Genomic DNA, 25,719 nt, shown 5'->3' with positions numbered 1-25,719 from the left:
ATCAGCTAGAAATGCTATTTTTGGACAAATGTATATCATCAAAGTTAAAGGCATAGCCAAAATACCAGATTACGTACAACTACGGGATGAAAAGTTTACGCTGCTGGCTTATTTTAGGGTAGATCGCCCAGATAAATCACTGATTAAACTAGGTTTTGAGGATAAACAAGATTACATTATGAATATTATTAATAATTTGCCTTTTGGGCAGGTTACCAAATTAGATCTATAAAAACATGGCAGAAAACGTAGTCATCAACTTACAAAACGTTGATGTTTTTCAACAAAAACATCTTGTTCTATCAAATGTAAACTTAGCTATAGCCAAAGGCGAATTTGTATTTTTAATTGGACAAACCGGCTCTGGAAAAAGCAGTTTACTGAAGATTATATATGGCGACTTGCACATTGGAAATGGAGATGGACAAATTGCAGGTTTTGACCTAAAAAAATTGGCGGACAAAGAAGTACCGTATCTCCGCAGAAAATTGGGAATTGTATTTCAGGATTTTCAGTTATTAAGTGATCGAACTGTAGAGCAAAACCTAGAATTTGTATTAAAAGCTACCGGGTGGACAGATAAAAACTTAATTAACGAACGGATCAAAGACGTGCTAGAAAAGGTAGGCCTACGATCAAAAATTAAGAAAATGCCACATGAAATTTCTGGTGGTGAACAACAACGTGTGGTAATTGCTAGAGCGTTGCTAAACAATCCCGAGATTATTCTAGCAGACGAGCCTACAGGTAACCTGGATCCTGATACTTCTGAAGAAATTGTATTGCTTTTAAAGCAAATTTCACAAAACGGCACCGCCGTGTTAATGGCTACGCACGACTATCATATCATTCGTACTTTTCCCTCTAGAATAATCAAATGCGAAAGCGGAATAGTGCACGAGGATGCACAGATAGCCTAGTAATAATTCTGACAAAATTTTAAATTTCAGCCATTCTGTTCAGCGATATTCATTTAAAACTGACAGCATGGCTGATTTTTGTTATTGGCAAAACTTTTGAGTTTGAACATTTCAAAGGAATCCCTTAGGGGCAAAACACGAGTATATAAACATGTTTAATAAGAAGAAAAAGGAAGAAGAACCGATTATAGAGAATAATCAGGCCGAGCAAGAAATAGAAAATTTACAAGGGGAAGAAGGGAAAATTGCTGATGATAGCAGTTCAGAACCTGTAGTAGAACTTTCTGTAGAGGAAAAGCTTAAACAAGATAACAGTAATTTAAACGATAAGTATTTACGCTTATTCGCTGAATTTGACAATTACAAACGTCGCACCCAAAAAGAACGGGTAGAACTCCTGCAAACCGCCGGAAAAGACGTAGTGGTATCTTTACTACCTGTTTTGGATGATTTTGAACGTGCCCTTAAAGCAACTGAAAATGCGACTGAAGTTAATGCCATACGCGATGGGATTATGTTAGTGCAAGCTAAACTTAAAAGCATTTTAAGTCAGAAAGGCTTAAAGGAGATGGAAAGTCTTAATACCGTTTTTGATACGGATATACACGAAGCTATTACAAAGATACCTGCACCATCCGAGGACTTAAAAGGTAAAGTGGTTGATGAACTGGAAAAAGGATATACCTTAAACGACAAAGTAATTCGCTTTGCGAAAGTGGTGGTTGGGGCATAATTAGCAAATTGGCTAATTAGCTAATTAGCAAATTAATACAAAATGAGCAAAAGAGATTTTTACGACATATTAGGCATTGCCAAAAACGCACCTGCGGAAGACATTAAAAAAGCTTATCGGAAATTAGCTATCAAATATCACCCTGATAAAAATCCCGATGACAAGGCTGCCGAGGAAAAATTTAAGGAAGCTGCAGAAGCTTACGAAGTTTTAAGCAATCCAGAAAAGAAACAACGTTATGATCAGTATGGTCATGCCGGTGTGGGTGCAAGCGGTGGCGGCGGCGGATATGGCGGTGGCGGAATGAATATGGAAGATATCTTTAGCCAGTTTGGTGATATCTTTGGTAGTGGCGGCAGCCCGTTCGATAGCTTTTTTGGTGGTGGCGGTCAATCTCGAGGAGGCGGCGGTCGTAGAGTGGCCAAAGGAAGCAATCTTCGAATCAAGGTAAAACTTACGTTAGAAGAAATTGCTAACGGCGCAGAGAAAAAAATCAAGGTTAACAAGCAAATTACCTGTAAAACCTGCGATGGAACTGGCGCCAAAGACAAATCCTCTGTAAGTACGTGTAAAACATGTGGAGGAAGTGGAGCTGTACGTCGGGTTACCAACACTATTTTGGGCCAGATGCAAACTAGTGCAACCTGTCCTACCTGTCAGGGTAGTGGCCAGCAGATTACTTCTAAATGTAATGCATGCCATGGAGAAGGAACTGTTCGTGGCGAAGAAACCATTACCATAAATATTCCTGCCGGAGTAAGTGATGGCATGCAATTAAGTATGGCCGGTAAAGGTAATGCCGCACCGAATGGTGGCATAGCTGGAGATTTGATTATCTTAATTGAAGAATTACCTCACGATACCCTAAAACGTGAAGGCAATAATATAGTTTATGATCTACATGTAAGCATTGTTGATGCTGCACTAGGCTACAGTGCAGAAGTGCCAACAATTGATGGAAAGGCCAAGATAAAAATCGAACCTGGTACACAAAGCGGAAAATTATTACGTCTCAAAGGAAAAGGTATTCCAGAAATTAATTCCTATCACCGAGGGGATGAAATTATTCATATCAACATCTGGACACCAAAAGTATTGAATGCAGAAGAAAGATCAATTCTGGAAAAATTACGGGAGTCTCCTAACTTTAAGCCACAACCCGGCAAACACGACAAGAGTTTCTTTGATAAAATGAAAGAATATTTCGAATAATAAAGGTCCTCATCGAAAGATGGGGATTTTTTTTTAAAAGATTACACCGATTTCGAAGTTTCGCTTCGCGTTTGATTACACTGATTAAAGGATTACACCGATTTTTGTTAACTTGTCTGGTTAAGCTTATTCGGACTTTCGGACTTTCGGACTTTCGGACTTTCAGACTTTCGGACTTTCTGACTTTCTGACTTTCTGACTTTCTGACTTTCTGACTTTCTGACTTTCGGACTTCTGGACTTCTGGACTTCTGGACTTCTGGACTTTTGGACTTTCGCTTCGCGTTTGATTACACTGATTAAAGGATTACACCGATTTTTGTTAACTTGTCTGGTTAAGCTTCTTCGGACTTTCGGACTTTCGGACTTCTTTGGACTTCTTTGGACTTCTTTGGACTTTTGGACTTTCGCTTCGCGTTTGATTACACTGATTAAAGGATTACACCGATTTTTGTTAACTTGTTTTGTTAAACTTCTTTGGACTTTCGGACTTTCGGACTTTCGGACTTTCGGACTTTCGGACTTCTGGACTTCTGGACTTTCGGACTTTCGGACTTTCAGACTTTTTTCTCAACACGTAACAATTCTCCAAAGCTTGTATCTTATATTTACTAAACTTAAAACAAACAACATCAATGCTAAGCGTAAGAAATATTGTAAAGCAATATGCCACGCACCGTGCTCTAGACCAGGTTAGCTTGGAAGTAGAACGCGGAAAAATATTTGGACTTTTAGGTCCAAATGGCGCAGGCAAAACCTCCTTAATCAGAATCATCACCCAAATTACCGCTCCAGATAGTGGAGAGGTGTTATTTAATGGACAGCGCTTAAACGCTAATCACATTTCACAAATTGGATACTTGCCCGAAGAACGCGGCCTGTATAAAAAAATGGAAATTGGAGAACAGGTACTGTATCTTTCTAAACTTAAAGGTTTAAGCACGGTAGAAGCTACCAAGCGAATTAAGTATTGGTTCGATAAGCTTGAAATGGGTAGTTGGTGGAATAAAAAAGTGGAAGACCTAAGTAAAGGAATGCAGCAGAAGGTACAATTTGTAGCCACAATTTTGCACCAACCAGAACTGATTATCTTAGATGAGCCATTTTCTGGTTTCGACCCTGTAAATGCCGACATCATAAAAAATGAAATCTTAGCATTAAATAAAGAAGGCGCAACATTTATCTTTTCTACACATAGGATGGAAAGTGTTGAAGAGCTTTGTGATCATATCGCATTGATCGATCGCTCTAAAAAAATCCTGGATGGAAGTGTAGACGAAATTAAAGCTACTTATCGAAATAATACGTATTGGATCGAATACGAGGGTGATTACAATCTAGCTACTGCAAGTTCCATTTTTGAGGTACTGCAAACCGAGCATATAAAAGGTAAAACATTAATTAAAGTACAATTGCAAAAAGATAGAACAGCTAATGAAGCTTTATCGACATTGCTTCCGTATGTAGCTATTAGTCGCTTTGATGAGGTTATCCCAACCATGAACGACATATTTATTGACAAAGTTAAAAGACAAGATTATGAATAAGATTTTACTCATCATACGCCGAGAATACTTATCAAGAGTAAAGAAAAAATCGTTCATTATCATGACTTTTTTAACGCCCTTGCTCATTGCAGGTATTTATGGCCTAATTGGTTATTTTACTTATAAGGGGATTAGCTCTACCCATGATAAAATTGCAGTGGTAAGCACCAATAAAACATTAACCGAGAAACTCGCTTCCGATAAAAATATCGAATACAAGTACGTAAGCGAATCGTTGGATGAAATGAAAAAAACACTCAAAAAGTCCGATTACGATTATGTGCTCTATCTTCCTGAATTTTCATTATCAGCGCCTAGTGGAATTGAATTGTTTGGCGAAAAACAGGCTGGATTGTCTTTAAATAGTAGAATTTCTGGTGATCTCGAAGAGTTGATTAGAAATCAGAAACTGAAAGAATCAGGCATTGCCCAAAAAGACCTCGATCACTTAAAAACAGAGGTTGATATTGATACCAAAAAAATAGCAGATACCGGTAAAGAGGAATCAAGTAGCGCAGGTGCAAGTACCATTATTGCTTTTATAGCCGGCATTTTAATGTTTATGTTCATTATGCTCTATGGAATCCAGGTAATGCGGGGCGTGATTGAAGAAAAGACAAGCCGTATTATCGAAGTGATGATTTCTTCCGTAAAACCTTTTCAGTTAATGATGGGCAAAATTATAGGTATCGCCCTAGTTGGTTTAACCCAATTCATTTTATGGATTGTATTAACCCTAACCATAAGTACTGTTGCGGCGACAGTATTTATCGATAAAGCCGATGTTAAAAAGGTGGTGGCATCCGCTAATGGACCGAGTAAAGTTGGTGCTAGTACAACGGTAACTGCACCTGCTCAAGGTCCGATGGCAGACATTCAGAAAAGTTTAGCGGGCTTAGATTTCGGTAAAATCATATCCGTATTTATCTTTTTCTTTATTGGGGGATATTTATTTTACAGCGCTTTATATGCCGCTATCGGCTCGGCTGTAGATAGCGAAACCGAAACCCAACAGTTTATGATGCCGGTAATGATGCCTCTGTTGTTAGGCTATGCCCTATCACTAAGCGTAGTTACCAATGATCCTTATGGTAATGTGGCATTTTGGCTGTCGATGATCCCTTTTACCTCTCCTATAGCAATGGTAGTACGTTTACCGTATGGTGTACCAACTTGGGAACTCGCACTCTCGATGGTGATTTTGGTACTTGGTTTTATCGCTACAGTTTGGGTGGCCAGTAGGATCTATCGCGTAGGGATTCTGATGTATGGTAAGAAAACTACTTTTAAAGAAATGTTTAAGTGGTTCACGTACAAGAATTAGCAGATAGCATGGGCGTGGAGCGAAAGTTTACCGTAGTGTAAAGCTATAATACAAAGCAAAATACTTGCTTCTGCATTCTAGGGAAGGGATTTATGGTGAATACGGTTTATACTAGATTTAAAGCTCCGCGTTCTTTGCGTAGTCTTTGCATCCTTTGCGTTTAAACATAGACAGATGAGAAAAGCAATCATTATTGGTGCGTCTTCAGGAATTGGTGAGGCTCTCGCTTTGTTATTAGCAAACGATGGCTTTAAGGTTGGAGTAACGGGCAGACGAGCAGATTTATTAGCTGATTTAGTTGGTAAAAAGCCCGATGATATCTATTCATCCGCATTTGATGTCACGGATAAAACTAACTTAAACCAAAATTTGTCGCAATTGGTAGAAAATCTTGGTGGATTGGACCTCCTCGTGTTTAGCGCCGGAATTGGTGAATTAAATGAGGCTCTTCTTATCGATCTCGAATTACCCACTATTGAGGTTAACGTAGCCGCATTAAATTCTGTTATTGTTTGGGCCTATCGATATTTCGAACACCAAAAACATGGCCAAATAGCCGTAATTACTTCTATCGCTGGCTTAAGAGGAGGTGCCGTGGCTCCCGCATATAATGCCAGTAAGGCCTATCAGATTAATTACCTAGAAGGATTGAGACAAAAAGCAAGAAAACAAAAACTAGAACTTACTATTACCGACGCTCGACCAGGATTTGTAGCTACTGCAATGGCCAAATCAGACCAAAAATTCTGGGTAGCCACACCCGAAAAAGCAGCCCTTCAAATTTATAATGCAATTAAAGCTAAAAAAAACGTTACCTATATAACTAAACGCTGGCGATTAATCGCTTGGTTGTTAAAATTGATGCCCCGATTTTTATACGAAAGAATGTAACATGAAGCTAGCCGTAATTGACCTTGGAACAAACACTTTTCACCTTATCATAGCAGAGCAAAATGCTACCGAACTGCAAGTAATCTATAAAACCAACCAACCCGTAAAGCTTGGAGAGGACATCACAAAAAACAATTTTATTATCCCCGCAGCATTCAAAAGGGGAATAACATGTTTGAAAGAATTTCGTACACTCATGGACAAGTATGAAGTGGATGCCGTGAAAGCAGTAGCAACTTCAGGTGTGCGCAGTGCGATAAATGGAATAGATTTTATTGAGAAAGCTAAAGCGGAAACAGGTATAGAGATTAATATAATTGATGGAGACGAGGAAGCACAGTACATTTACGAAGGCGTGAAATGGAGCGGTGCCATACAGGGGAAATCTCTTATTATGGATATCGGCGGAGGAAGTACCGAATTTATGCTCTGTGATGAGGAAACCTTGATCTGGAAAAAAAGCTACAATATTGGTGCGGCAAGGCTGATGCAGGCTTTTTTTAAATCAGACCCAATTAATAACGCTGATCAAAAATCTTTAACGCACCATTTAGCTCATGAACTAAAAGCGCTAAAAATTATTTGTGAGGAATTTGCCCCAATTACATTAATTGGATCTGCGGGGGCTTTCGAAACCTATGCCGAGATGATCAATCCAACCATTGATCTATCCTTAACAAGCAACATAGAAATACCTTATCCAGACTATAGAGCGCTGGCAGATCGATTAATCAACTCTACTCATAATGATAGACAAAAAATGGCGGGGCTCATCCCCTTGCGTGTTGATATGATTGTAATGGCGAGTATCTTAACCAATTACGTTTTAGACGAAACTAGGATTAAACAGATCCGCCTATCAACCTATGATTTAAAAATGGGGGTACTACAGAGCCTAAAATAACCCACCCTATTTATTTTTAGTTGCTTTTGGAGGAGTAATCATAACCATACCCATGGTTACGTAAGTTGATTCGGCTTTCAATTCATGTTGTGCAGCTTTGGTATAATCTAGAACAACAGAACCTTCCAAAGAACGCGAAGAAAGTCGAAGCAGATTGTTTGTAGTCGCAAGATTTTCATCAATTGTAAACTGATACCTTCCCATGCTATCGGTGGTTGCCAAAAGCTTGGTGTTTTCTATAACTACGTCTACTCCTGCAGCTGGAACGCCATAATCATCTATCACGTAGCCATAAATTGCCGAAACCCTTTCCGTATTCTCGGTTGACGCTTTTTTGGCCACATTTTCTACAGGTATACTAGTTTCTGCCTTTTCGCAACCCTGCATAAAAATACTCGAACCGATTGCCAGAACTCCCAAATATTTCATCCAGTTCCGTTGCGTAGGTACAACAATCAAATAATAATTTAACTCGTCCAATTGCCTTTTCGTTAATCTCCCGCAGATAGTGCTTGTTGCACTGCTTAGCAATTTTATAATTTCAGCATTGCTATGGTCAGAAAAATCAATAACCGATTTTTGACAAGATTCACAGAAGCGTTTTCCCTCTCGACGATCCATTGTTTCCCAATTTTGGGAACAGGGTTGAGGAATTGTAATGGATATGGAGCTAGTTTTCATCTAAATAATTTTATAGATGATGAAGGAATTACGGAAATTCCATAAGAGGAGTGCTGAGTACTTGGCGTTAAGTGGAAAACGTTTGGCGGAAAGCTAAAAAGCGTTTGCGTTGAGCGAATTAGAGCCTACTTAGTGCTTGATACAGTTTCTCCGTAGGCAAACCCATTACATTCGTATAAGAGCCATTAATTTTATTTACTACAGTTAACCCCCACCAATCTTGAATTCCATATGCCCCAGCTTTATCATAAGGCTTAAAATTATCAATATAGTAATCTATTTCTTCGGTGTTTACCTCATTGCAAAAGACATCTGATACATCGAAGAAAGAAAACATCACTTTATCGTTTATGATGGTAACACCCGTATACACTTCGTGGGTATGACCAGCTAATTTTTTCAGCATCTGCTGAGCATCTGCCCTATCTTTTGGTTTCCCTAAAATCTCTCCATTTAAGGCTACAATAGTATCAGCGGTTATAATAAGCTGATTATTGGAACCGCCAAAAGCCTTTGCCTTTTTTTCTGAAATATAAATGGCTATCTCCGACGGGCCTAATCCCTCAGGATAACTTTCATCAACCTCTTTTAGTTCGATGGTGAAATCTAGCCCCATTAATTTCATTAACTCTTGCCTCCGGGGAGATTTTGAAGCTAAAACGATAGGTTGCTGTTGAATGTACATGGATAAAATTTATACTAAATAACGATTTTTTGGTAAAAGTTTGGTTGGTAACCGTCTGATGTTTAACTGGTTAATTGTTTCATCGGTAACTGTCAATTGGTAACTGTAAACTGGCAATTGGCAACTGTTAAAATTAGTCATAAAAAAAGCGACTTAAAAGTCGCTTTTTTAAAACGTAGGTAAACTAATTATTGGTTACCACCACCGTTTGCTTGTCTTTCTTTCATTCTTTTCTCATTTGCTGCTTTAACTTCATCTTGCCAAGTTTTATAAGCAGTTTTTTGAGTATCAGTTAAGAATGCTGTGATTTTAGTATCAAGATCTGCTTGCATTTTTTGCATTTTAGCCATCATTGCATCTCTATCACCACCGCCACCAGCAGCCATCATTTCATCACGCATTTTTTTACGCTCTGCTGCAGCTGCAGTATACACTTCTGTAGCTTTGGTTTTTTGATCATCAGTTAACTTAACTTTTTCATCCAATTGTTTTACTCTGTCTTCAGGAGTTTGTTGCATTCTACCTTGACCACCTTGTCCACCTTGTTGTGCACTAGCGAAAGTTACTACACTGAATAATAATCCGCAGATAATTAATAATTTTTTCATGTTTTTTTTGTTTTTTTAATGTGTTGAAATTCTATTGCAGAATTTGGTTCGTTTTTATTTTGTAATTCTTAGAGCATAAATTTATCATTTAGTTTAATTGCTTGCAGTAACTTAATTGTTGCAATTTTAACTTCTTAAAACCCAAGGGAATAATTTACTATTTACTTGAATCCACCGCGGATGGATTGAGGTCGAACCAATTTTTTTGAACCTTTAACACTTTTTCGATCACATCGCGAACTGCACTATCTCCTCCTTTTTTTGGAGAGATGTAATGAGAGATCTGCTTAATTTCATCAATCGCATCGATTGGACAGGTTGCAACTCCAACCAGTTGCATCACATAATAATCGGGCATATCATCGCCCATATATAATACTTGATCTGGAGAGATCTTGTTATCTGTTAAGAATTGGTTAAAAACTTCAACTTTATCACTTACGCCTAAGTAAACATTGGGCATGCCCAAGTTTTCAAACCGTTTTTGAGTGGCCTGTCCGGTGCTTCCAGAAATTACACAAATGTGATAGCCTTTCTTCTTTGCCAACTGTAGCGCATATCCATCTTTGATATTAAAAGTACGCAACAGTTCGCCCGATTCTGATGCGATAGCCGTTCCATCGGTAAGAACCCCGTCTACATCGAAAATAAAGGTGCTAATGTTTTTAAGTTTATCTAACATAAGTTGAGTGCGGAGTTGGGAGTGGGGAGTTCGAAAATTCCAAACTCATTTCTCCAAACTCAATTTTGGTTATCCCTCCATTCGTATACCCATGCAGATTGGATCTGCTCTAGGTGGCCTTCATTGCTTTCCTCGCGGGTACCTTTAAAATTTGGCAAAGAAAGTACCCAATCTAGCAATTCGGTAAATCTGATCCGATAGATTTTACCTTCATTAAATTCATCTCCAAATTTTTCATAAAGTTCTTGGGCAATATCTTCGTGGTCGTTCCAGTAAATGGGTAGTGAGAATTTATCGTTGGTCATTGTTAATTGTTGAAATTGTTTGATTGTTGAATTGCTAACTGCAAAATGCCAATTGTAAACTGGATTAATGTCCTAAAAATTCAGATTGATCTGGGATCGTTACTTCAATATCTCCATCTAAAACCACGCACTGGCAAGCTAGCCTTGAGGTGATCCTAGGTCTTACCGCCCTATCAATAAAGTCTTCTTCCTTATCAGATATCTCTTGGATGTTATCCATTCCTTTATTCACATAAATATGGCAAGTACTACATCCACAAACACCTCCACAATTGTGCTGCAACTCTATCCCATTATCAAGGCAGATGTCTAAAACATCTTCTCCTGCGGCGATAGGCAGTTCGATTGGCGATTTACCTGTTTCTTCAAAATTTATTTTTAATTTAAAAATACTCATAATTAGTTGCAAAAGTAAGGAGCTAAAACCGCAATTGGGTAATTATCTTGTTTTTTTAATGCTCTCACTTAGTGTTTTATATATTTCTAACAGTTGAGGCTGTTCTATTAACAAAGCCTCATGTTTTTCCATGGTCAACTCGTCGTTTCTTATTGCCGGACCTGTTTGTACGTTTATAGGTAAAGCGTGTTGAACCTTAGCTGCAGTTTCACCGATCAGCGGTCTTAACATGTCGAAGTCTAACTGGTGCGAAGTTAAAATTTCATCCGCCAAAGCGTACAAATGATTGGTAAAATTACAGGCAAATACTGCCGCCAGGTGTAAGATTTTACGTTTATCGCTGTCAACTGTTACTACAGTACGGCTTAACTTATCACCTATAACTTTTAATTTCCCTAATGCCGTCCCGATATTTGCTTCGATACAAATGGGAATGTTCCCAAAATCTACTTCTTTTGTTTTTGAAAAAGTTTGAAGTGGGTAAAAAACTCCATAGCTTTCAAATCCCTCATTAAAAACCTCTAAACTAATTGCCCCAGAAGTATGGGCAATCAATCCCTTGAAACCTTTCAATTGATTTACTACTTCTTCAATGGCATCATCCTTAACCGCAATTAAACAAACATCAGCCGTTTGATCAAGCTGTGCCATATGTTCAATCGCCTCTGCATTTACCTCATTTGCAAGGAGCGATGCATTTTGATAATGAGCAGACCACACCTGTACTACTTGCATATTAGCCGCATACAATGCTTTAGCAAGATGGGTAGCTACATTTCCTGATCCTATAATTACGATCTTCATCTTGTTTGAGCCAGTTCTTTTTTTCTTCTAAAAATCGAAATCAAGAAACCAACAACCATAACGATCGTTCCTACCCAATATAAATTGATGAAAGGGAACTCAATAGATTTAAATACCAACCAATCTTTAGCCTGTTGTGGCTTTTCGTAAATATTAAATTCTACTTTTTGCTGTTCTGGAATAATCTTAACGAATCTAAATTTAAGGCCTAATTCTGGAATACTGCGATCAAACAAATAAGGTGTTGAGCCTTTTACTAAAATAAGAGGTTCTGCTGTATAAATTTTTCCAGCTACATTGATTTCCAGCTGCAAGCCGAACAACAAATCGCCAGCTGCTAATTTTAAATCTTTGATAGTAGGTTTATTGTTAATCGTTTTAACCGTTACAACACCATTGCTAGTGTGTACGGTATCCCCTACTTTTACTGATAAAACCCGTGGTGCCTTATAATTCTCTTCGTCAGAATGACCTTCGTGGTCGCCATGGTCGTCTTTAACCGCTACGGTTGTGAGGTGGGTATAGATATCGCTTGTTAAGTAATGTTTGGTATCGGGGCTAGCAATCATCCCCATTTTGTTATTTTCCTGAATGCTGGGATTTAACGAAAAATCTTCCTTTATTTTCCCGGTTTTTTCATCAATTACTTTAAAATTTATTTTATAAAAAGTATTTGGCGCTATACTGGTATCGCTAACATAGGTTATGGTGTACTTGCCCATTTTTTTAGGCTCATTCTTATACAGCATAATGTTCTCAGCAGGTTTTTCATTTTTTTCAAAGCCTATAACGGGAATAAATTTACTTTTGTTTATAGATACCGGAGTGCTTGTTGCTGCAGCTACCAAAGCTCCTAACAACAGAATGGCAAACCCAATGTGGGCTACTGCCGAACCTATCAATTTGTTTCCCTTACTTACAAATGCACCACTTAACAAGCGGGCATTAGACACTACGCCAAATACACAACTAAAAGTTAGGAAAATGTACATCAAATTAGTGTAGATGCCAGTTAGCCAAATAAATCCGGCTGAAATAACCAATGAAAAAATTAATGAGGATATTAAACTGGTATATAATTTTTTGGAATCTGTTCTCTTATATTTTAAAAATTGAGAAAATCCCATTATTAAAACTATTAAAACAGCAAAGGCAGATTGAATTTTATTGTAATACTGAACTGGATTGGGGATCAATTTTGCGGTGCCAAAAAGCTTGTTAAATACCGGATAAGAGGTGGTAATAATTACCTGCAAACAAGAAGTTGTAACAATTAAAGCGCCAATAAACATCCAAAATTCACGCGAATAGGTTTCCTCATCCTTATGGGTAATTGGTAACTGCTTCCACCTTGTGGCTACAAAGTAAATACAAATAACAACGAACACTAGGATGTAGGCAATTAAATGGCCAAACATCCCTAGATCTGTAAAAGCATGTACCGAAGTTTCGCCAAGAATTCCGCTTCGTGTTAAGAAAGAAGCATACAATACCAAAAGGAAACTAATTAATACTAAAGCCATAGCCGTAAAAAAGGCATGCCCGGTATTTTTAAATACGATTAATACGTGTACAGCAGCAATTAAGGTTAACCATGGAATGATGGAGGCATTTTCTACTGGATCCCAGGCCCAAAAACCTCCAAAATTCAAGGCTTCGTAGGCCCAAAAAGATCCCATGATAATCCCGGTACCTAAAATCATTACGGCAAATAATGCCCAAGGCAATACGGGTTTAACCCATTCTTTATACCTTCTCTGCCAAAGGGCAGCGATGCCATAGGCGAAAGGAACTACCATACTGGCAAAACCTAAAAATAAAGTTGGCGGATGAATTACCATCCAATAGTTTTGTAAAAGTGGATTTAATCCCTTCCCATCAGTTATAAACTTTAGGTAATTTTTAAAATTTTCCGGATCATTAAAAACAACAGGGGCCATTTCCTTTAGGTTAACCGCTTCTCTTAATAGAATGAAGGGAGAACTGCCAATCCGCTGTCCGAAAAATTCAACCCCAAGCAACATCGAGGTTAAAAAGACTTGAGAAAAAGCAACAACGGTCATTACTCCGTTTTCCCAAGTTTTGGCTTTCCATATCAGGATTGTGCCTAAAACCGATTGCCAAAATGCCCATAGCCAGAAACTACCCTCTTGTCCTTCCCAAAAGGCAGACACGATATAATAAATTGGAAGGGTTTTAGACGAGTGCGAATACACATAGTTGTACTCATTATAATGATTTAGGATAAGATAGAATAATGTTGATCCAATTCCGATTATACTGATTAGGTTAATCAAGAAGCCAATTCTACCTAATTTTGTCCAAGATTGATCTTGTAAATCTTTATTCTTTACGGCAAAGAAATAAGAGATCGTTGAAAGTAAAGAGGCAGCAAACGCCAAAACAATAAAAAACTGCCCTATTTTTCCAGGAAGGAGGTTTTCTCCTATAAATTGTATGTCCATTAAGATTTTTTGTATTGTTTTACCTGACCATCTTTGGTAATTTCTACCATTTCGTCGTTGTATTTAGAAGGGCATTTCATTAAGATTTTGGAAGCATAAAAGGTATCATTTTCCATTTTACCAATGATTACAAGTTTTTCTGAACGTTCAAAATCTTGAGGTTTGCTTCCGTTTAGCACTACTTTGTTTACTTTGCCTTTTTCATCCGTCACGTAAAATGCAAAATGATTTGGATCTTTTTGTGCATCATATTGTGTACCCTTGCTTTTTTCCCAATGGCCAATAACATGCTCTTCTTTATTTGATGTTGCTGCGTCAGTGAAGTTAGAATAGGTATCTGTATCTGCATTTAAGCTCACTAAAAAGCCTATGCAAATGGCAATGGTAATTAAACCAACGATTGCACTTTTTCTCATGGTGGTTTTAAATTAAAAATCCAGACCACAAAGATAAAAAAACAAAGCTAGCTGAGGTATTTTTGCAGCTAAGATATGCGTATCATGACAATTGGTTGATATAATTGACCATGGACGATGGACCATGGACGATGGACCATAGACTATGGACTATCGACTTTGGACTTTGCACTATCTACTATTTAAACTCATCTTTGAGCAACTCAGGCATGGCCGCCCTCAATTTCATCACTTTTGGTCCGCACACACTTTCTACATAGGCCTCATTAGGATGAAGGCGAAAATAGTTTTGATGGTAATTTTCTGCGGGGTAAAATACCATGATAGGTTTAACTTCGGTTACAACCTGTTGATCGGGTAGTTTTGAATTGTTAAACTTGGAGATTGCATCCTCAATTTGTTTCTTCTCTACATCATTACTATAAAAAGCGATTGACCGGTATGAGGTTCCAATATCAGGCCCTTGCCTATTTAATTGAGTGGGGTCGTGCATATGGAAAAATGCTTCTGTTAATTGCGCAAAGCTGATAACAGCTGGATCGTAGATCACTTGAACTGCCTCTGCATGGCCGGTTTGCTCTGAGCCAACCTGCTCGTAAGTAGGGTCTTTTGTGTTGCCTCCTGTGTAGCCACTGGTAGACTTGCTTACACCTTTTAATTCTGAAAAGGCTTCTTGGATAGACCAAAAACATCCACCTGCAAATATGGCGGTTTGTTGCTTGCCTGATGCCACAGGTAACTTCGCTTTTGTAGTATCAGTACCATCAGTACATGAGGTGTAAACCAGTAGGGTTAATATGAACCCAATAAAATTATAATTTTTCATGTCTATGAAATTTCAGTCTATCTATATACGCTATAAAAACCATAAAAGTTTGTTTTGGAATAATTAAGTTGGGCTTGGGGCAGGGAGCGGAGAGCGTGGAGCGGAGAGCGTGGGGCGTGGGGCGGAGAGCCGGTTTTAAATTAGAAAAGCTCACGATTAAGTCGTGAGCTTTTTTATGTGGTCTACTAATTGTTAACTGGAATCTGTTAACTGTCAACTGAAAACTGTTAACCGAAAACCGACTAAGGCCAAATCCCTAAGTTCATGTAAGAAATAGCTATTTTATCTATTGAATTAACAAAAGCCGCAGTTCTTAAGGTTTTGATTTCTGGCTTGTTCATCAACGTTTCTCTAATTTCGCGATAAGAATGGATCATGGTGTCTTCTAAACCAGAGTTTACCAATTCCATTTCCGATGCACCTTTTACAATCATTAAGCGATTTTCGGCAGGAATTTTCTTACCGGTTAGGCTCTCCAATGTATTGATCAAATTTGCATTAGAGTTTTCTGCGTATCGACTTTCCATGCGACCAAAAGCAACATGTGATAAGTTCTTTAACCATTCAAAATAAGATACGGTTACACCGCCCGCATTACAATACATATCTGGGATGATAATACCACCCATTTCGGTAAAGATCAATTCCGCTTCTGGAGTACACGGTCCATTTGCTCCTTCAGCAATAATTTTAGCTTTAATATTACGGATGTTTGTTTCGGTAATCTGATTTTCTAAAGCAGCTGGAACAAGGATATCACATTCCTGTTCTAAACCTTCCATAGAATTTTTAAAATCTGTAGCTCCAGGAAACCCTAAAATAGTGCCGTTATTTTTGCGATGAGCAAATACCTCATCAATATTTAATCCGTTGGCGTTGTAAACTGCACCTTCAAATTCGCAGATCCCTACTATTGTTGCACCAAATTCTGCCAAGAATTTTGCAGAGTGGTAACCCACATTACCCAAACCTTGTACAATTACCCTTTTTCCATCCAAACCTGCAGTTAAGCCGATTTTTTTCATATCTTCTGCAAATGAAACACACTCACGAACTGCATAAGCTACACCTCTACCGGTAGCTTCCTTTCTGCCACGAATACCGTGCAGAGCGATGGGCTTTCCTGTAACACAACCTAATGCATCCAAAGAACCTGGGTTCATCGTCATATAAGTATCTGCAATCCAGCTCATTTCCCGCTCACCCGATCCATAATCCGGAGCTGGCACATCGATGCCCGGGCCAATAAAATTCTTTTTAATTAACTCTGTGGTATAGCGGCGAGTGATCGTTTCCAATTCTGCAACGGTATAATTTTTTGGGTTGATACAAATTCCGCCTTTGGCGCCACCAAAAGGAACGTTAACGATCGCACATTTGTAGGTCATCAGCGCTGCTAATGCCATTACTTCATCTTCATTAACCATTTCGCTATAACGGATCCCACCTTTTGTTGGACTCATATGGTGCGAGTGTTCTACACGCCATGCATCAATTACTTCGAAACCATTACCCCTTCTGATTGGGAACTGAAAACGATAAACACTGTTACATGCTTTTATCTGAGCCAATAAACCTTCTGGATGAGAGGTAAATTGAGCGGCACTATCAAAGTTCTTACATACATCTGTAAAGAAACCTGTTTCGTTTGCTGTATTAGCCATTTTGTTTTTTTATATTTGGAATGTCTTCTTTTACGCGTGCAAAATTGCATTAAAATTAACCACTAATGCAAGTATAAAATTGCTTAGTGTAATAAAAACACAGTTAAAAAAGAGTTAAAAGATTAGGGTTATGGCATTTAAAATTAGTTTTTGCCGTTAGATTTTTTTTCTAACATTTTTAATCTTTTATCGAGAGTGAAGAGATAGATCAATAAACCAACCAAAATTACTACAACACAACCCACTACAACGTATATTTTTCCGTTGCTTCTTAGTGCATCGGCCATTTCAACTGTGTTGTTCTGGGCAAAGAGATTTAATGTTACCATTACTAACATTAAAGTAAAAACCATCTTTTTTGTCATTTTATAATTGTTTATCTATTAAAGTACGAATTCTAAAACGGATCGTATAAATCCAGTAGCCAATTATGATCCAACCTAAGCAGGCGGGATAGAACACCAATCGCATTCTACTATCAAGATCATAACTATTAAACCCAGGGTTACCCCCATTTCCAGGGTGCAGTGAGGCTTGCATCCGAGGTAATACAAAAAGTAGAACTACCATCATAGGAAAGGCAAATATGTTGTAAATGGCCGAAATCTTGGTTCTTTTTTGCTCTTCGTCTATCGCATTGCGCAATATTAAATAAGCAAAATACAATAAAATGGCTATAGCCGCAAAATTCTGTTTAGGATCAGAACTCCAAAATTGTCCCCATGTATATTTTGCCCAAATCGCACCAGTAATTAGTCCTAGTATACCAAAAATGATCCCAACATTTACACTTTCAACAGCTCGCCGATCATAGGCTTCATTTCTTGAATTTAATGACGCAATACTATTTACCACAGAAATTGCAAAAAGTGTAATCATTGCAAACCACATAGGAACGTGGAAATATAAATTTCTAATGGTTTCATTTAGGATATCCAGATGTGGAACCCCCATTAAAAAGCCCGCAACTGTTGAATAGATAACCAGCAATGAGCCTAAAATTTTCCACCAAGTTTTTTTCATACGTATTTTATTAGTTCCAAAGGAACGCCTTTGGCGCTAATTAGCTTATTTGATAATTAGCTAATTAATCGCGCCACAAATATGGGAATAATATTAAAGAAACACCCATTACAAGTCCATTTATCACTACCAATAAGCCAATATCATCCAGACTAACACTGGGATCTAAGCCATCTATTGCATTTTTCGACAACTTAATCAGAACAATAATCACCGGAAGGATCACCGGGAAACTTAAAATGGCCATCAGCATACTTCCATTCCCAGCCTTGGCAGCAATGGCCGAAACCATAGTAAAAATAGTGGCGAAGCTTAAACTTCCCAAAATAGTGGCCACCAGGTACATTAAAATATCAGTTTCTGTTGGAAATGGAAAAATAAAAGCATAGAAAAGTAAAGCAATTAATGTTAAGCTTACCATTAACAAGCTATTATAGATTGTTTTAGCAATTATCAAGGCAATCGGACTAACCAATGTATAAATGTATAAGTGCCTACCCTTACTTTCTTGCAAAAAACTTTTAGCAACTGCATTGATGGCAGCAAAAAGCATGATAATCCAAAATAGCGCATTCCACGTTAATTTGGCCGGGATGCTTAAAAAGGAAAGATAACACACAAAAATGGTTGAAACTACGTAGAGCAGTACCCCATTGATGGCATATTTAGAGCGCCATTCCAAGCGCATCTCTTTCTTAACAAGCTGAATAACCTGATTTGTTAGCTGCATCAGGGCAAAGATAAATAAAAGCAGAAAACAGAAAGGGCAAAGCGGAAAGATGGAGAACAAATGACATTTCAATAGTAGAACTATTCATAAACTTTAGACGATGGACAATGGACGATAGACTATGGATTGGATTCATAAGGAGAGATTAAAATTGAGCTTATGCATTTTGCATATTTACTTTGGACTATTGACTATGGACTATCGACTATCGACTGAAACAAATTCCCAATACAAGTTACTCCTAAATTCCTTAAATTAGCCTCATGGAAACCAGGTATTGCAGCATTTTAAAAAGTCCACTTGGCAATATTACGATCATAGCTGATGATAGCGCTGTCCACACCATTTCTTTCAGCGAAAAACAGGTGGAAGATTTAAGTTCTAATGAGATCAGTATAGTTGCAGCGACACAATTACAGGAATATTTTGATGGAAAATTGCAGGATTTTACCTTTCCGATTGCGCAAAAAGGCACTGATTTTCAGCAAACCGTGTGGGATGCATTAAGTACTATTAATTTTGGAGACACCCTTTCCTATCTTAAATTTTCTGAACAGTTAAATAATCCATTGGCCATTAGGGCGATTGCTGCAGCCAATGGTAAAAATAACTTAGCCATAGTGGTTCCTTGTCACAGAGTGATAGGTAGCGATGGTAAACTTGTTGGCTACGCAGGGGAACTCTGGCGAAAACAATGGCTGTTAGAACACGAAAAAGAGATCAGTGGGAAAGGTCAAATGATGATGAAGTTTTAATATGAATCCTTATTTAGAAATCGTAGGACGGAGCTTAGTTGTTTACCTATTTATCTTAGGAGCCATTAGGTTAACTGGAAAGAAAGAGTTATCACAATTAAACACAGTTGATGTAGTATTGATTTTACTGATCAGTAATTCGGTTCAAAATGCTATGGTTGGAAACAACACGAGTTTGCAGGGTGGATTATTGGCTGCAGCAGTGTTGTTTGTTCTAAATTTTGCACTTAAAAAAATTACTTTTAAGAATAAAAAAATAAGGGAATTCATCTTTCAACAACCTGAAATCCTAATTCATAACGGCAAACTAAATTTTGAAATATTAAGTCGCCTGGGTATCAATAACGACGAGTTGTTGGAAGCGATGAGAGAACATGGCGTTGAACACTTTAAAGACGTTAAGCTAGCTATTTTTGAGGTAGATGGGAATATCAGCATCATTAGCGGAACAGGGCAGTTAAGGGAAACGCATTACAAACGCAAGAAGGTTCATAAAACATTGGGGGTTAATTTATAAGAGTATGTTAGTTTTCACCACCTTAAACGCCTTAGCAACCTCAGGTGAAATTTTAGAAACTGACTTTGCGTCATTCGGGCTTTGGCGCTTATTTTTTTTTCACCATCCCTGCCTACCGGCAGGCAGGTAAGACATCTAAGAACATCTTAGTTTCATCACCTAAGACAGTTGATCTTCAAGTTTGTCAGTCTGAGCGTAGTCGAAGACTAGGTTGCACCCTTCGACAAGCTCAGGGTGACAAGATTTTCGGATCATACTGACTGGCAACTGTTAATTCTTAACTGTTAACTGTTCTTTCTTAACGCTTGAAATCAACAATAAAACAGCTACCAATAAAACTATCCAACCCCATTGGTAATGAATTGTTTTAGCCAAAACCTTATCAAAAAATTTAGACCCAAAGTAGTTGTTAGATTTAAAGTAGACCGCAGCGGCCATCAATAGGCTCCACACAAAACATACGATCGCAAAAAATCGAAAGGCCCTTAGCTGTTTCAAGAAAAGGCAAAATGCAGTAAGTGCAATAATGACAAATGAGATAAAAAATAATCTACTGTCGGTTTGGTATAAATTCCAATTGCCCTTAACTGGAACTTTTAAAATAGGTGAAATCGTGATGGCAATTATCGCTAAGATTAATCCTAGGTAAGCGTTGGTTTTCTTTACAATTAGCATTTGTTTCTAGTTCTTTTTAATACATGGTAAGTTAGTATTTATCGTTGAATTTTAAAACTCCAACCCCAACTCATTACTCCCAACTCAACATTATTTCCTCGGATCTATTCCCATTTTTTCAGCGAAGTGTGCACAGTAATCACGCAGGTCTTCCACGATATTTTCTTCTCCAGTAGCCTTTAAAAAACTGTCACCCATGGTTTGTAGGGTTTCGTAGAAAAAACGCTTCATTTCATCAACGGGCATATCTTTTGTCCACAAGTCTATTCGCATAGAATTTTTATAGCTATGGTCCCATAAGGCTAAAATCATCGACTTAACCGGCACCTGATCTTTTGTTTCTGCATCAGTACTTTCCCAGAGAATCTGTTCTGGCATATTTTGATCGTCTAATTCTACTGTTATTTTTATTTCTGCTTTCCTCATATATGATTACACCGATTTTGGATGATTACACTGTGCCGATAGCTATCGGGATTGATTGATTACAACCTGCCGGCAGGCAGGGATTATTTATTAATTGTACTGATTATAAATTTACGGTTGCAAAGATGCTATTTTTAAAAAGTAAAATTAAATGCACTCCGTTTTACTTTTGCAATATTAAAAATAATACAATGGTTATTGCAATTAATAGCATTTCAACTAACCAAATTCTTTTTAAATCTTTTAAAGTAAATCTTAAAATTAAATCGCTTATGAATGCTACTACAACAAGGGAGGCCAATATCAGCTCGTACATCCCACTCAAATCTATATGTCTTGGCCCGCTTGGTTTAGGTTGAAATAAAACCACGAAAAATAAAGCCAATCCAAATGCGGTGATAATGTTTAAAGGGGTTAATCTAAATTTCATTTGTCCTATTTTTATGCGTTCTTAACTCCAGACACCAACTCCCAGCTCCAATCCCGATAGCTATCGGGACTCAACTATTTCTTCTTATCGAACCTTTTTTTATTCTTAAACACTTTTTGCTTGTGCGCAGTAGATCTGGCTTTCTCTCTCTCTCGAGCTTCGATTTGTTTGGCATTTTTCTTTTCGTGAAAAGCCCCTTGAAAATCTGGATCTTCCTTACGTTTTTGAATATCGATTTCCTTTGCTATAAATTGTCGCTCATCATAAGGTGTTTCTTCTACAAAAACTCCTTCAGGAATGGGGGAAACCGGGATAAATTGTCTAATTAGTTTTTCAATTTTCCGAACATAGTATTTTTCTGCTTCGGTACAAAATGTGATGGCATCACCTGTAGCAAATGCCCTTCCGGTTCTACCGATTCTGTGCACATAATCTTCAATAATAATTGGTACATCAAAATTAATCACGTGACTAACATCGGTTACATCAATCCCCCTGGATGCCACATCAGTAGCCACTAATACCCTGATATTACCTTCTTTAAAACTATTGATGGAGTTGATCCGCGTATTTTGACCTTTGTTAGCATGAATAACCCTAACTGATTCTTCGCCAAAACGACGAACAATAAAACTATGGATATTATCGGCCACTGCCTTGGTTTTACAAAAAATTATAAGTCTATTAAACAGCTCATCATTCGAAAGTAAGTGTTGCAACAGATTGATTTTAGTCTTAAAATTTGGCACTTCATACAGCACCTGTGTAACGGTCTGTGCAGGAGTGGCCTGTTCTGAAGCCTCTATTATGGTGGGATGTTTTAAAAAATCTCCAGCAATTTTTTTTACCAGCTCGCTCATTGTAGCTGAAAAAAGCAAGTTCTGCCGTTTACGGGGCACTACTTCTAAAATGCGATGTATCGATCCGATGAAGCCCATATCCATCATTTTATCTGCTTCATCAAGCACCAAGAACTGAAGATATTTGGTATTGATATCCCCTGTTAAATACAAGTCTAAAAATCTTCCAGGTGTGGCAATAATAATATCAACCCCTGCTTTTAGCTGTTCTTTTTGACTTTTCGGTCCGATGCCGCCAAAAATCACAACAGAACGTAGATCAGTATAGGCAGCAAAAATTTTTGTTTGTTCGGCAATCTGCATGGCTAATTCGCGGGTAGGCGCCAAAATTAAGGCTCTGGCCGCATCACCCTGTGCATACTTAAGCTTCATCAGCATTGGCAAAACATAGGCAGCTGTTTTTCCTGTTCCGGTTTCGGCAATACCACAAATATCCTGACCGGATAAAACCGGAGCAATGGCTTTTTCCTGAATAGGTGTTGCAACAGTATAACCGGCATCGGCTACTGCATTTAGAATTTGCCTATTTAAATTGAATTCTTCGAAAGATTTTGCCATAACTGCAAAGATACGCATTTGCAAAGAGGTTAATTGTATGAATTGGTTAACTGGTTAATTGTTTACCACGATTAACCAATTCTACAATTTAAACAGTTAACCTAATTCACTATCTTTGAAATCATGAATACTTATCTCATTAAAGGGGCTACCCTAGTAAACGAGGGAATACAGTTTGTTTCGGATGTGTTGATCAAAAATGGCTTTATTGATCAGATTGGAAAAGATCTAACGAGTGCTGGGGCCCAAGAGATCAATGCTGATGGCTTGTATCTTTTACCAGGAATGATTGATGATCAAGTACACTTTAGAGAGCCTGGGCTCACGCATAAAGCGGATATCTTTACCGAAAGTATGGCGGCAGTTGCAGGCGGAATTACTTCCTTTATGGAAATGCCAAATACTGTTCCCAATACCTTAACGCAAGAATTATTAGCCGATAAGTATGCCATAGCGGCCGAAACCTCATTGGCCAATTATTCATTTTACATGGGGGCTAGCAACGATAATATCGATGAGATGCTCAAAACTGATCCAAAAAATGTATGTGGAGTTAAGGTCTTCATGGGATCTTCAACCGGAAATATGCTCGTTGATAATGAGCACACCCTTGAAAACATTTTCAGCAAGGTTCCGATGCTCGTAGCTACACACTGTGAAGATGAACAGACCATCAGGGAAAATCTTATCGCTTTTAAAGCAAAATACGGTGAAGATTTAACCATTGACATGCACCCTCTTATCCGCAATGCGGAAGCCTGTTACAAATCATCATCCTTAGCCGTAGAGCTAGCTAAAAGATATCAGACCAGGCTTCATATCCTACACATTTCAACTGCTAAAGAAATCTCTTTATTCGACAATACTATTGCGCTAAAGGATAAGAAAATTACTGCAGAAGCATGTGTTCATCACCTTTGGTTTAATGACCAGGATTACGAAAAAAAGGGTAATTTTATTAAATGGAACCCTGCGATTAAAACCGCTGATGATCAGAAGGGGGTGTTAAATGGAGTTTTATCAGATTATATTGATGTGATTGCAACCGACCATGCGCCACATACTCTGGCAGAAAAACAACAAGCTTATAGTATGGCACCATCCGGTGGCCCTCTGGTGCAGCATGCCCTACCTGCGCTATTAGAAATGCACCTGCAAGGAAAAATTTCTTTGGAAAAAATTGTCGAAAAAACCGCGCATAATTTGGCCATCTGTTTTGATATAGAAAAAAGAGGGTTTATCCGTGAAGGCTATTGGGCAGATTTAGTTTTAGTTAATCTTAATGATCCGTTTAAGGTTACCCCAATAAACATCTTCTATAAGTGCGGTTGGTCTCCTTTTGACGGAGATACTTTTAAAGCAAGTATTTCCCATACTTTCGTGTCGGGAAACCTTGCCTATCAAAAGGGAAGATTTACAACTAATGAGATTGGAAAAAGACTAACTTTCAATCGATAATGCGGCCCAATAAACAGCAAGGTCCATTACTTAGGACATCACTTATTTTAGTCGGAATTTCACTCTTATTGTTTATTTTCGGCCTATTTCCGAATTTGGTATTGGACCTTTATTCAAATCGCGTTTATCCAGTAATTTCTTCGGTTTTAAGATGGTTATCCTCTATTTTACCATTCGCATTAGGTGATATTTTATACGGATTACTGATTATTTGGGCCCTTATAAAGCTTTTTGGGTTTTTTAAAGGCCTTAAACAGAAAAAGTTGAAAAAGGAGGATCGCTGGATGGTTCCCGTTCAAATTTTCAACATCTTCTTGGTTTTATACATCAGTTTCAAACTCCTATGGGGCTTAAATTACTCTCGTCCCAGCATTTCGGAAGAGCTAAACATTAGCGACAAGAAATATACAGTTAAAGAACTTGTATTACTCGGCAACTATTTTATCGATAGATTAAATAAGCTGCAGCCAAAAATTGATCCCAACTTAACCTATACGATAGCTCAGGTTCGGGAAAAATCTATAGCGGAATACCATAAAATGGAGCAAAAAAATTCTTTTTTCCATTATAATCAACCTTCGGTTAAACCTGTTCTTAATAATTGGATGATTAGTAAAATCGGAATTGAAGGGTATTATAATCCACTTTCTGGCGAAGCAAACGTGAACATGGCGCTACCGGCATGGGTTTTACCTTTTGTTGCTTGTCACGAAATTTCCCACCAACTTGGTGTTGCTAGAGAAGATGAGGCTAATCTGGTGGCGTATTTAGTTGGCATTAATAGCACTGACGTTAATTTTCAGTATTCGGTAAACTACAATATGTTACGGTATATTTTATTCGAGATCAGATTTAAATCGCCAGACGATTACCTAAAAATGCGAGACCAACTTCATCCTGGGGTATTGGCAAATTTTAAAGCAGAAAACGAATTCTGGGAAAAATACAACGGACAAATGTCCAATTATATGGGTGTTGCATTCGATAAATTCTTAAAGCTTAACAATCAAAAAAGAGGCATAAAAAGCTATCAAAATATTGTGATTTGGCTGTGGAATTTACACAAGAACGAGATTATTAAAAGTCCAGAAGCCCAAGAGACGAAGAGTCCAATGTTTTACGGAGTGAAGAAGTGAGAGGGAAGAAAAATAAAGATAATGCGTTTTAGCAAAGCTATTATTTGATTCCCTGCCACTTTCTTTATTTGATCTATTGGACTCTTGG

30 protein-coding genes are annotated in these 25,719 nt (G+C 37.9%); 12 read left to right on the top strand and 18 right to left on the bottom strand.

What is annotated here, in order from left to right; genetic code table 11:
* Nucleotides 1-28: 28 nt before the first annotated feature.
* From AC6H0V_RS02080 to AC6H0V_RS02045, 8 genes are all read left to right on the top strand, one after another.
* A complete protein-coding gene (locus tag AC6H0V_RS02080; RefSeq protein ID WP_497562052.1) occupies nucleotides 29-232 on the top strand; it encodes a fructose-6-phosphate aldolase in 204 nt (67 codons plus the stop codon).
* Nucleotides 233-236: 4 nt separating this feature from the next.
* Nucleotides 237-920, top strand: a complete 684-nt coding sequence (locus AC6H0V_RS02075) for a cell division ATP-binding protein FtsE (RefSeq protein ID WP_497562051.1) — start codon at nucleotides 237-239, stop codon at nucleotides 918-920.
* 151 nt (nucleotides 921-1,071) lie between these two features.
* Entirely contained in the window at nucleotides 1,072-1,653 is a 582-nt protein-coding gene (locus AC6H0V_RS02070) for a nucleotide exchange factor GrpE (RefSeq protein WP_497562050.1), read from the top strand.
* A gap of 42 nt (nucleotides 1,654-1,695) precedes the next feature.
* Nucleotides 1,696-2,865 carry a molecular chaperone DnaJ gene (gene dnaJ, locus AC6H0V_RS02065; protein WP_497562049.1) on the top strand — a complete coding sequence of 390 codons (1,170 nt, stop codon included), beginning with the start codon at nucleotides 1,696-1,698 and terminating at the stop codon, nucleotides 2,863-2,865.
* 634 nt (nucleotides 2,866-3,499) lie between these two features.
* A complete protein-coding gene (locus AC6H0V_RS02060) occupies nucleotides 3,500-4,411 on the top strand; it encodes an ABC transporter ATP-binding protein (RefSeq protein WP_497562048.1) in 912 nt (303 codons plus the stop codon).
* Complete coding sequence (locus AC6H0V_RS02055; RefSeq protein WP_497562047.1) at nucleotides 4,404-5,735, top strand: ABC transporter permease; 1,332 nt, start codon at nucleotides 4,404-4,406, stop codon at nucleotides 5,733-5,735. Before AC6H0V_RS02060 ends, AC6H0V_RS02055 begins: the two co-directional genes overlap by 8 nt.
* A gap of 174 nt (nucleotides 5,736-5,909) precedes the next feature.
* The gene (locus AC6H0V_RS02050) at nucleotides 5,910-6,626 is read left to right on the top strand and encodes an SDR family NAD(P)-dependent oxidoreductase (protein WP_497562046.1); all 717 of its coding nucleotides are present in this window, start codon (nucleotides 5,910-5,912) and stop codon (nucleotides 6,624-6,626) included.
* A 1-nt stretch (nucleotide 6,627) separates the two neighbouring features.
* Nucleotides 6,628-7,530 (top strand): Ppx/GppA phosphatase family protein, encoded by a 903-nt coding sequence (locus AC6H0V_RS02045; protein WP_497562045.1) that lies wholly within the window; start codon nucleotides 6,628-6,630, stop codon nucleotides 7,528-7,530.
* A 6-nt stretch (nucleotides 7,531-7,536) separates the two neighbouring features.
* Here AC6H0V_RS02045 and AC6H0V_RS02040 read toward each other — a convergent pair whose 3' ends face one another.
* The 14 genes from AC6H0V_RS02040 to AC6H0V_RS01975 all read right to left on the bottom strand — a co-directional run bounded on the left by AC6H0V_RS02040 (nucleotide 7,537) and on the right by AC6H0V_RS01975 (nucleotide 18,816).
* Nucleotides 7,537-8,151 carry a peptidase associated/transthyretin-like domain-containing protein gene (locus AC6H0V_RS02040; RefSeq protein WP_497562044.1) on the bottom strand — a complete coding sequence of 205 codons (615 nt, stop codon included), beginning with the start codon at nucleotides 8,149-8,151 and terminating at the stop codon, nucleotides 7,537-7,539.
* Nucleotides 8,152-8,329: 178 nt separating this feature from the next.
* The gene (locus AC6H0V_RS02035) at nucleotides 8,330-8,896 is read right to left on the bottom strand and encodes a Maf family protein (RefSeq protein WP_497562043.1); all 567 of its coding nucleotides are present in this window, start codon (nucleotides 8,894-8,896) and stop codon (nucleotides 8,330-8,332) included.
* A gap of 188 nt (nucleotides 8,897-9,084) precedes the next feature.
* Nucleotides 9,085-9,504, bottom strand: a complete 420-nt coding sequence (locus tag AC6H0V_RS02030) for a hypothetical protein (protein ID WP_497562042.1) — start codon at nucleotides 9,502-9,504, stop codon at nucleotides 9,085-9,087.
* 157 nt (nucleotides 9,505-9,661) lie between these two features.
* The gene (locus tag AC6H0V_RS02025) at nucleotides 9,662-10,186 is read right to left on the bottom strand and encodes a KdsC family phosphatase (protein ID WP_497562041.1); all 525 of its coding nucleotides are present in this window, start codon (nucleotides 10,184-10,186) and stop codon (nucleotides 9,662-9,664) included.
* Nucleotides 10,187-10,245: 59 nt separating this feature from the next.
* Nucleotides 10,246-10,491 carry a Fe-S cluster assembly protein IscX gene (gene iscX, locus AC6H0V_RS02020; protein ID WP_497562040.1) on the bottom strand — a complete coding sequence of 82 codons (246 nt, stop codon included), beginning with the start codon at nucleotides 10,489-10,491 and terminating at the stop codon, nucleotides 10,246-10,248.
* Nucleotides 10,492-10,555: 64 nt separating this feature from the next.
* Nucleotides 10,556-10,888 carry a 2Fe-2S iron-sulfur cluster-binding protein gene (locus tag AC6H0V_RS02015; protein ID WP_497562039.1) on the bottom strand — a complete coding sequence of 111 codons (333 nt, stop codon included), beginning with the start codon at nucleotides 10,886-10,888 and terminating at the stop codon, nucleotides 10,556-10,558.
* A 42-nt stretch (nucleotides 10,889-10,930) separates the two neighbouring features.
* Nucleotides 10,931-11,692 carry a Rossmann-like and DUF2520 domain-containing protein gene (locus AC6H0V_RS02010; RefSeq protein ID WP_497562038.1) on the bottom strand — a complete coding sequence of 254 codons (762 nt, stop codon included), beginning with the start codon at nucleotides 11,690-11,692 and terminating at the stop codon, nucleotides 10,931-10,933.
* The gene (locus AC6H0V_RS02005; protein WP_497562037.1) at nucleotides 11,689-14,157 is read right to left on the bottom strand and encodes a heme lyase CcmF/NrfE family subunit; all 2,469 of its coding nucleotides are present in this window, start codon (nucleotides 14,155-14,157) and stop codon (nucleotides 11,689-11,691) included. The genes AC6H0V_RS02010 and AC6H0V_RS02005 overlap by 4 nt, the downstream gene beginning before the upstream one ends.
* Nucleotides 14,157-14,573, bottom strand: a complete 417-nt coding sequence (locus AC6H0V_RS02000; RefSeq protein WP_497562036.1) for a cytochrome c maturation protein CcmE domain-containing protein — start codon at nucleotides 14,571-14,573, stop codon at nucleotides 14,157-14,159. The genes AC6H0V_RS02005 and AC6H0V_RS02000 overlap by 1 nt, the downstream gene beginning before the upstream one ends.
* A 178-nt stretch (nucleotides 14,574-14,751) precedes the next feature.
* Complete coding sequence (gene msrA / locus AC6H0V_RS01995; RefSeq protein WP_497562035.1) at nucleotides 14,752-15,399, bottom strand: peptide-methionine (S)-S-oxide reductase MsrA; 648 nt, start codon at nucleotides 15,397-15,399, stop codon at nucleotides 14,752-14,754.
* Nucleotides 15,400-15,641: 242 nt separating this feature from the next.
* Nucleotides 15,642-17,063, bottom strand: a complete 1,422-nt coding sequence (locus tag AC6H0V_RS01990; protein WP_497562034.1) for a Glu/Leu/Phe/Val family dehydrogenase — start codon at nucleotides 17,061-17,063, stop codon at nucleotides 15,642-15,644.
* Between the two features lie 143 nt (nucleotides 17,064-17,206).
* On the bottom strand, nucleotides 17,207-17,428 hold the full coding sequence (locus AC6H0V_RS01985) for a CcmD family protein (protein ID WP_497562033.1): 222 nt from the start codon (nucleotides 17,426-17,428) through the stop codon (nucleotides 17,207-17,209).
* 1 nt (nucleotide 17,429) lies between these two features.
* Nucleotides 17,430-18,086, bottom strand: a complete 657-nt coding sequence (ccsA, locus tag AC6H0V_RS01980) for a cytochrome c biogenesis protein CcsA (protein ID WP_497562032.1) — start codon at nucleotides 18,084-18,086, stop codon at nucleotides 17,430-17,432.
* A gap of 64 nt (nucleotides 18,087-18,150) precedes the next feature.
* Nucleotides 18,151-18,816: a heme exporter protein CcmB gene (locus AC6H0V_RS01975; RefSeq protein WP_497562031.1), complete on the bottom strand. Its 666-nt coding sequence runs from the start codon at nucleotides 18,814-18,816 to the stop codon at nucleotides 18,151-18,153.
* Between the two features lie 263 nt (nucleotides 18,817-19,079).
* On the opposite strand from AC6H0V_RS01975, the gene AC6H0V_RS01970 reads away from it, so the two are divergent.
* Together AC6H0V_RS01970 and AC6H0V_RS01965 are read left to right on the top strand one after the other, a co-directional pair.
* Nucleotides 19,080-19,571: a methylated-DNA--[protein]-cysteine S-methyltransferase gene (locus AC6H0V_RS01970; protein WP_497562030.1), complete on the top strand. Its 492-nt coding sequence runs from the start codon at nucleotides 19,080-19,082 to the stop codon at nucleotides 19,569-19,571.
* A gap of 1 nt (nucleotide 19,572) precedes the next feature.
* Entirely contained in the window at nucleotides 19,573-20,088 is a 516-nt protein-coding gene (locus tag AC6H0V_RS01965; protein WP_497562029.1) for a DUF421 domain-containing protein, read from the top strand.
* 270 nt (nucleotides 20,089-20,358) lie between these two features.
* On the opposite strand, the gene AC6H0V_RS01960 is transcribed toward AC6H0V_RS01965, so the two are convergent.
* From AC6H0V_RS01960 to AC6H0V_RS01945, 4 genes are all read right to left on the bottom strand, one after another.
* Nucleotides 20,359-20,763, bottom strand: coding sequence for a hypothetical protein (locus AC6H0V_RS01960; RefSeq protein ID WP_497562028.1), 405 nt, complete (start codon nucleotides 20,761-20,763; stop codon nucleotides 20,359-20,361).
* A 90-nt stretch (nucleotides 20,764-20,853) separates the two neighbouring features.
* On the bottom strand, nucleotides 20,854-21,189 hold the full coding sequence (gene gldC / locus AC6H0V_RS01955; RefSeq protein ID WP_497562027.1) for a gliding motility protein GldC: 336 nt from the start codon (nucleotides 21,187-21,189) through the stop codon (nucleotides 20,854-20,856).
* Nucleotides 21,190-21,352: 163 nt separating this feature from the next.
* The gene (locus AC6H0V_RS01950; protein WP_497562026.1) at nucleotides 21,353-21,619 is read right to left on the bottom strand and encodes a hypothetical protein; all 267 of its coding nucleotides are present in this window, start codon (nucleotides 21,617-21,619) and stop codon (nucleotides 21,353-21,355) included.
* Nucleotides 21,620-21,693: 74 nt separating this feature from the next.
* Entirely contained in the window at nucleotides 21,694-23,037 is a 1,344-nt protein-coding gene (locus AC6H0V_RS01945; protein ID WP_497563357.1) for a DEAD/DEAH box helicase, read from the bottom strand.
* A gap of 123 nt (nucleotides 23,038-23,160) precedes the next feature.
* Here AC6H0V_RS01945 and AC6H0V_RS01940 point away from each other — a divergent pair, with 123 nt between their 5' ends.
* Together AC6H0V_RS01940 and AC6H0V_RS01935 are read left to right on the top strand one after the other, a co-directional pair.
* Complete coding sequence (locus tag AC6H0V_RS01940; RefSeq protein ID WP_497562025.1) at nucleotides 23,161-24,495, top strand: dihydroorotase; 1,335 nt, start codon at nucleotides 23,161-23,163, stop codon at nucleotides 24,493-24,495.
* The gene (locus AC6H0V_RS01935; protein WP_497562024.1) at nucleotides 24,495-25,631 is read left to right on the top strand and encodes a DUF3810 domain-containing protein; all 1,137 of its coding nucleotides are present in this window, start codon (nucleotides 24,495-24,497) and stop codon (nucleotides 25,629-25,631) included. Before AC6H0V_RS01940 ends, AC6H0V_RS01935 begins: the two co-directional genes overlap by 1 nt.
* Nucleotides 25,632-25,719 lie beyond the last annotated feature (88 nt).

Source organism: Pedobacter sp. NO84 (assembly GCF_059703915.1).
The sequence above is the reverse complement of the archived record's forward strand: the minus strand, read 5'-3'. Positions and strand labels throughout refer to the sequence as shown.

Coding starts and splice junctions, on each gene's coding strand:
- AC6H0V_RS02080 (WP_497562052.1), top strand. CDS start 29: ATGTATATCATCAAAGTTAAAGGCATAGCCAAAATACCAGATTACGTA.
- AC6H0V_RS02075 (WP_497562051.1), top strand. CDS start 237: ATGGCAGAAAACGTAGTCATCAACTTACAAAACGTTGATGTTTTTCAA.
- AC6H0V_RS02070 (WP_497562050.1), top strand. CDS start 1,072: ATGTTTAATAAGAAGAAAAAGGAAGAAGAACCGATTATAGAGAATAAT.
- dnaJ (WP_497562049.1), top strand. CDS start 1,696: ATGAGCAAAAGAGATTTTTACGACATATTAGGCATTGCCAAAAACGCA.
- AC6H0V_RS02060 (WP_497562048.1), top strand. CDS start 3,500: ATGCTAAGCGTAAGAAATATTGTAAAGCAATATGCCACGCACCGTGCT.
- AC6H0V_RS02055 (WP_497562047.1), top strand. CDS start 4,404: ATGAATAAGATTTTACTCATCATACGCCGAGAATACTTATCAAGAGTA.
- AC6H0V_RS02050 (WP_497562046.1), top strand. CDS start 5,910: ATGAGAAAAGCAATCATTATTGGTGCGTCTTCAGGAATTGGTGAGGCT.
- AC6H0V_RS02045 (WP_497562045.1), top strand. CDS start 6,628: ATGAAGCTAGCCGTAATTGACCTTGGAACAAACACTTTTCACCTTATC.
- AC6H0V_RS02040 (WP_497562044.1), bottom strand. CDS start 8,151: ATGGATCGTCGAGAGGGAAAACGCTTCTGTGAATCTTGTCAAAAATCG.
- AC6H0V_RS02035 (WP_497562043.1), bottom strand. CDS start 8,896: ATGTACATTCAACAGCAACCTATCGTTTTAGCTTCAAAATCTCCCCGG.
- AC6H0V_RS02030 (WP_497562042.1), bottom strand. CDS start 9,504: ATGAAAAAATTATTAATTATCTGCGGATTATTATTCAGTGTAGTAACT.
- AC6H0V_RS02025 (WP_497562041.1), bottom strand. CDS start 10,186: ATGTTAGATAAACTTAAAAACATTAGCACCTTTATTTTCGATGTAGAC.
- iscX (WP_497562040.1), bottom strand. CDS start 10,491: ATGACCAACGATAAATTCTCACTACCCATTTACTGGAACGACCACGAA.
- AC6H0V_RS02015 (WP_497562039.1), bottom strand. CDS start 10,888: ATGAGTATTTTTAAATTAAAAATAAATTTTGAAGAAACAGGTAAATCG.
- AC6H0V_RS02010 (WP_497562038.1), bottom strand. CDS start 11,692: ATGAAGATCGTAATTATAGGATCAGGAAATGTAGCTACCCATCTTGCT.
- AC6H0V_RS02005 (WP_497562037.1), bottom strand. CDS start 14,157: ATGGACATACAATTTATAGGAGAAAACCTCCTTCCTGGAAAAATAGGG.
- AC6H0V_RS02000 (WP_497562036.1), bottom strand. CDS start 14,573: ATGAGAAAAAGTGCAATCGTTGGTTTAATTACCATTGCCATTTGCATA.
- msrA (WP_497562035.1), bottom strand. CDS start 15,399: ATGAAAAATTATAATTTTATTGGGTTCATATTAACCCTACTGGTTTAC.
- AC6H0V_RS01990 (WP_497562034.1), bottom strand. CDS start 17,063: ATGGCTAATACAGCAAACGAAACAGGTTTCTTTACAGATGTATGTAAG.
- AC6H0V_RS01985 (WP_497562033.1), bottom strand. CDS start 17,428: ATGACAAAAAAGATGGTTTTTACTTTAATGTTAGTAATGGTAACATTA.
- ccsA (WP_497562032.1), bottom strand. CDS start 18,086: ATGAAAAAAACTTGGTGGAAAATTTTAGGCTCATTGCTGGTTATCTAT.
- AC6H0V_RS01975 (WP_497562031.1), bottom strand. CDS start 18,816: ATGCAGCTAACAAATCAGGTTATTCAGCTTGTTAAGAAAGAGATGCGC.
- AC6H0V_RS01970 (WP_497562030.1), top strand. CDS start 19,080: ATGGAAACCAGGTATTGCAGCATTTTAAAAAGTCCACTTGGCAATATT.
- AC6H0V_RS01965 (WP_497562029.1), top strand. CDS start 19,573: ATGAATCCTTATTTAGAAATCGTAGGACGGAGCTTAGTTGTTTACCTA.
- AC6H0V_RS01960 (WP_497562028.1), bottom strand. CDS start 20,763: ATGCTAATTGTAAAGAAAACCAACGCTTACCTAGGATTAATCTTAGCG.
- gldC (WP_497562027.1), bottom strand. CDS start 21,189: ATGAGGAAAGCAGAAATAAAAATAACAGTAGAATTAGACGATCAAAAT.
- AC6H0V_RS01950 (WP_497562026.1), bottom strand. CDS start 21,619: ATGAAATTTAGATTAACCCCTTTAAACATTATCACCGCATTTGGATTG.
- AC6H0V_RS01945 (WP_497563357.1), bottom strand. CDS start 23,037: ATGGCAAAATCTTTCGAAGAATTCAATTTAAATAGGCAAATTCTAAAT.
- AC6H0V_RS01940 (WP_497562025.1), top strand. CDS start 23,161: ATGAATACTTATCTCATTAAAGGGGCTACCCTAGTAAACGAGGGAATA.
- AC6H0V_RS01935 (WP_497562024.1), top strand. CDS start 24,495: ATGCGGCCCAATAAACAGCAAGGTCCATTACTTAGGACATCACTTATT.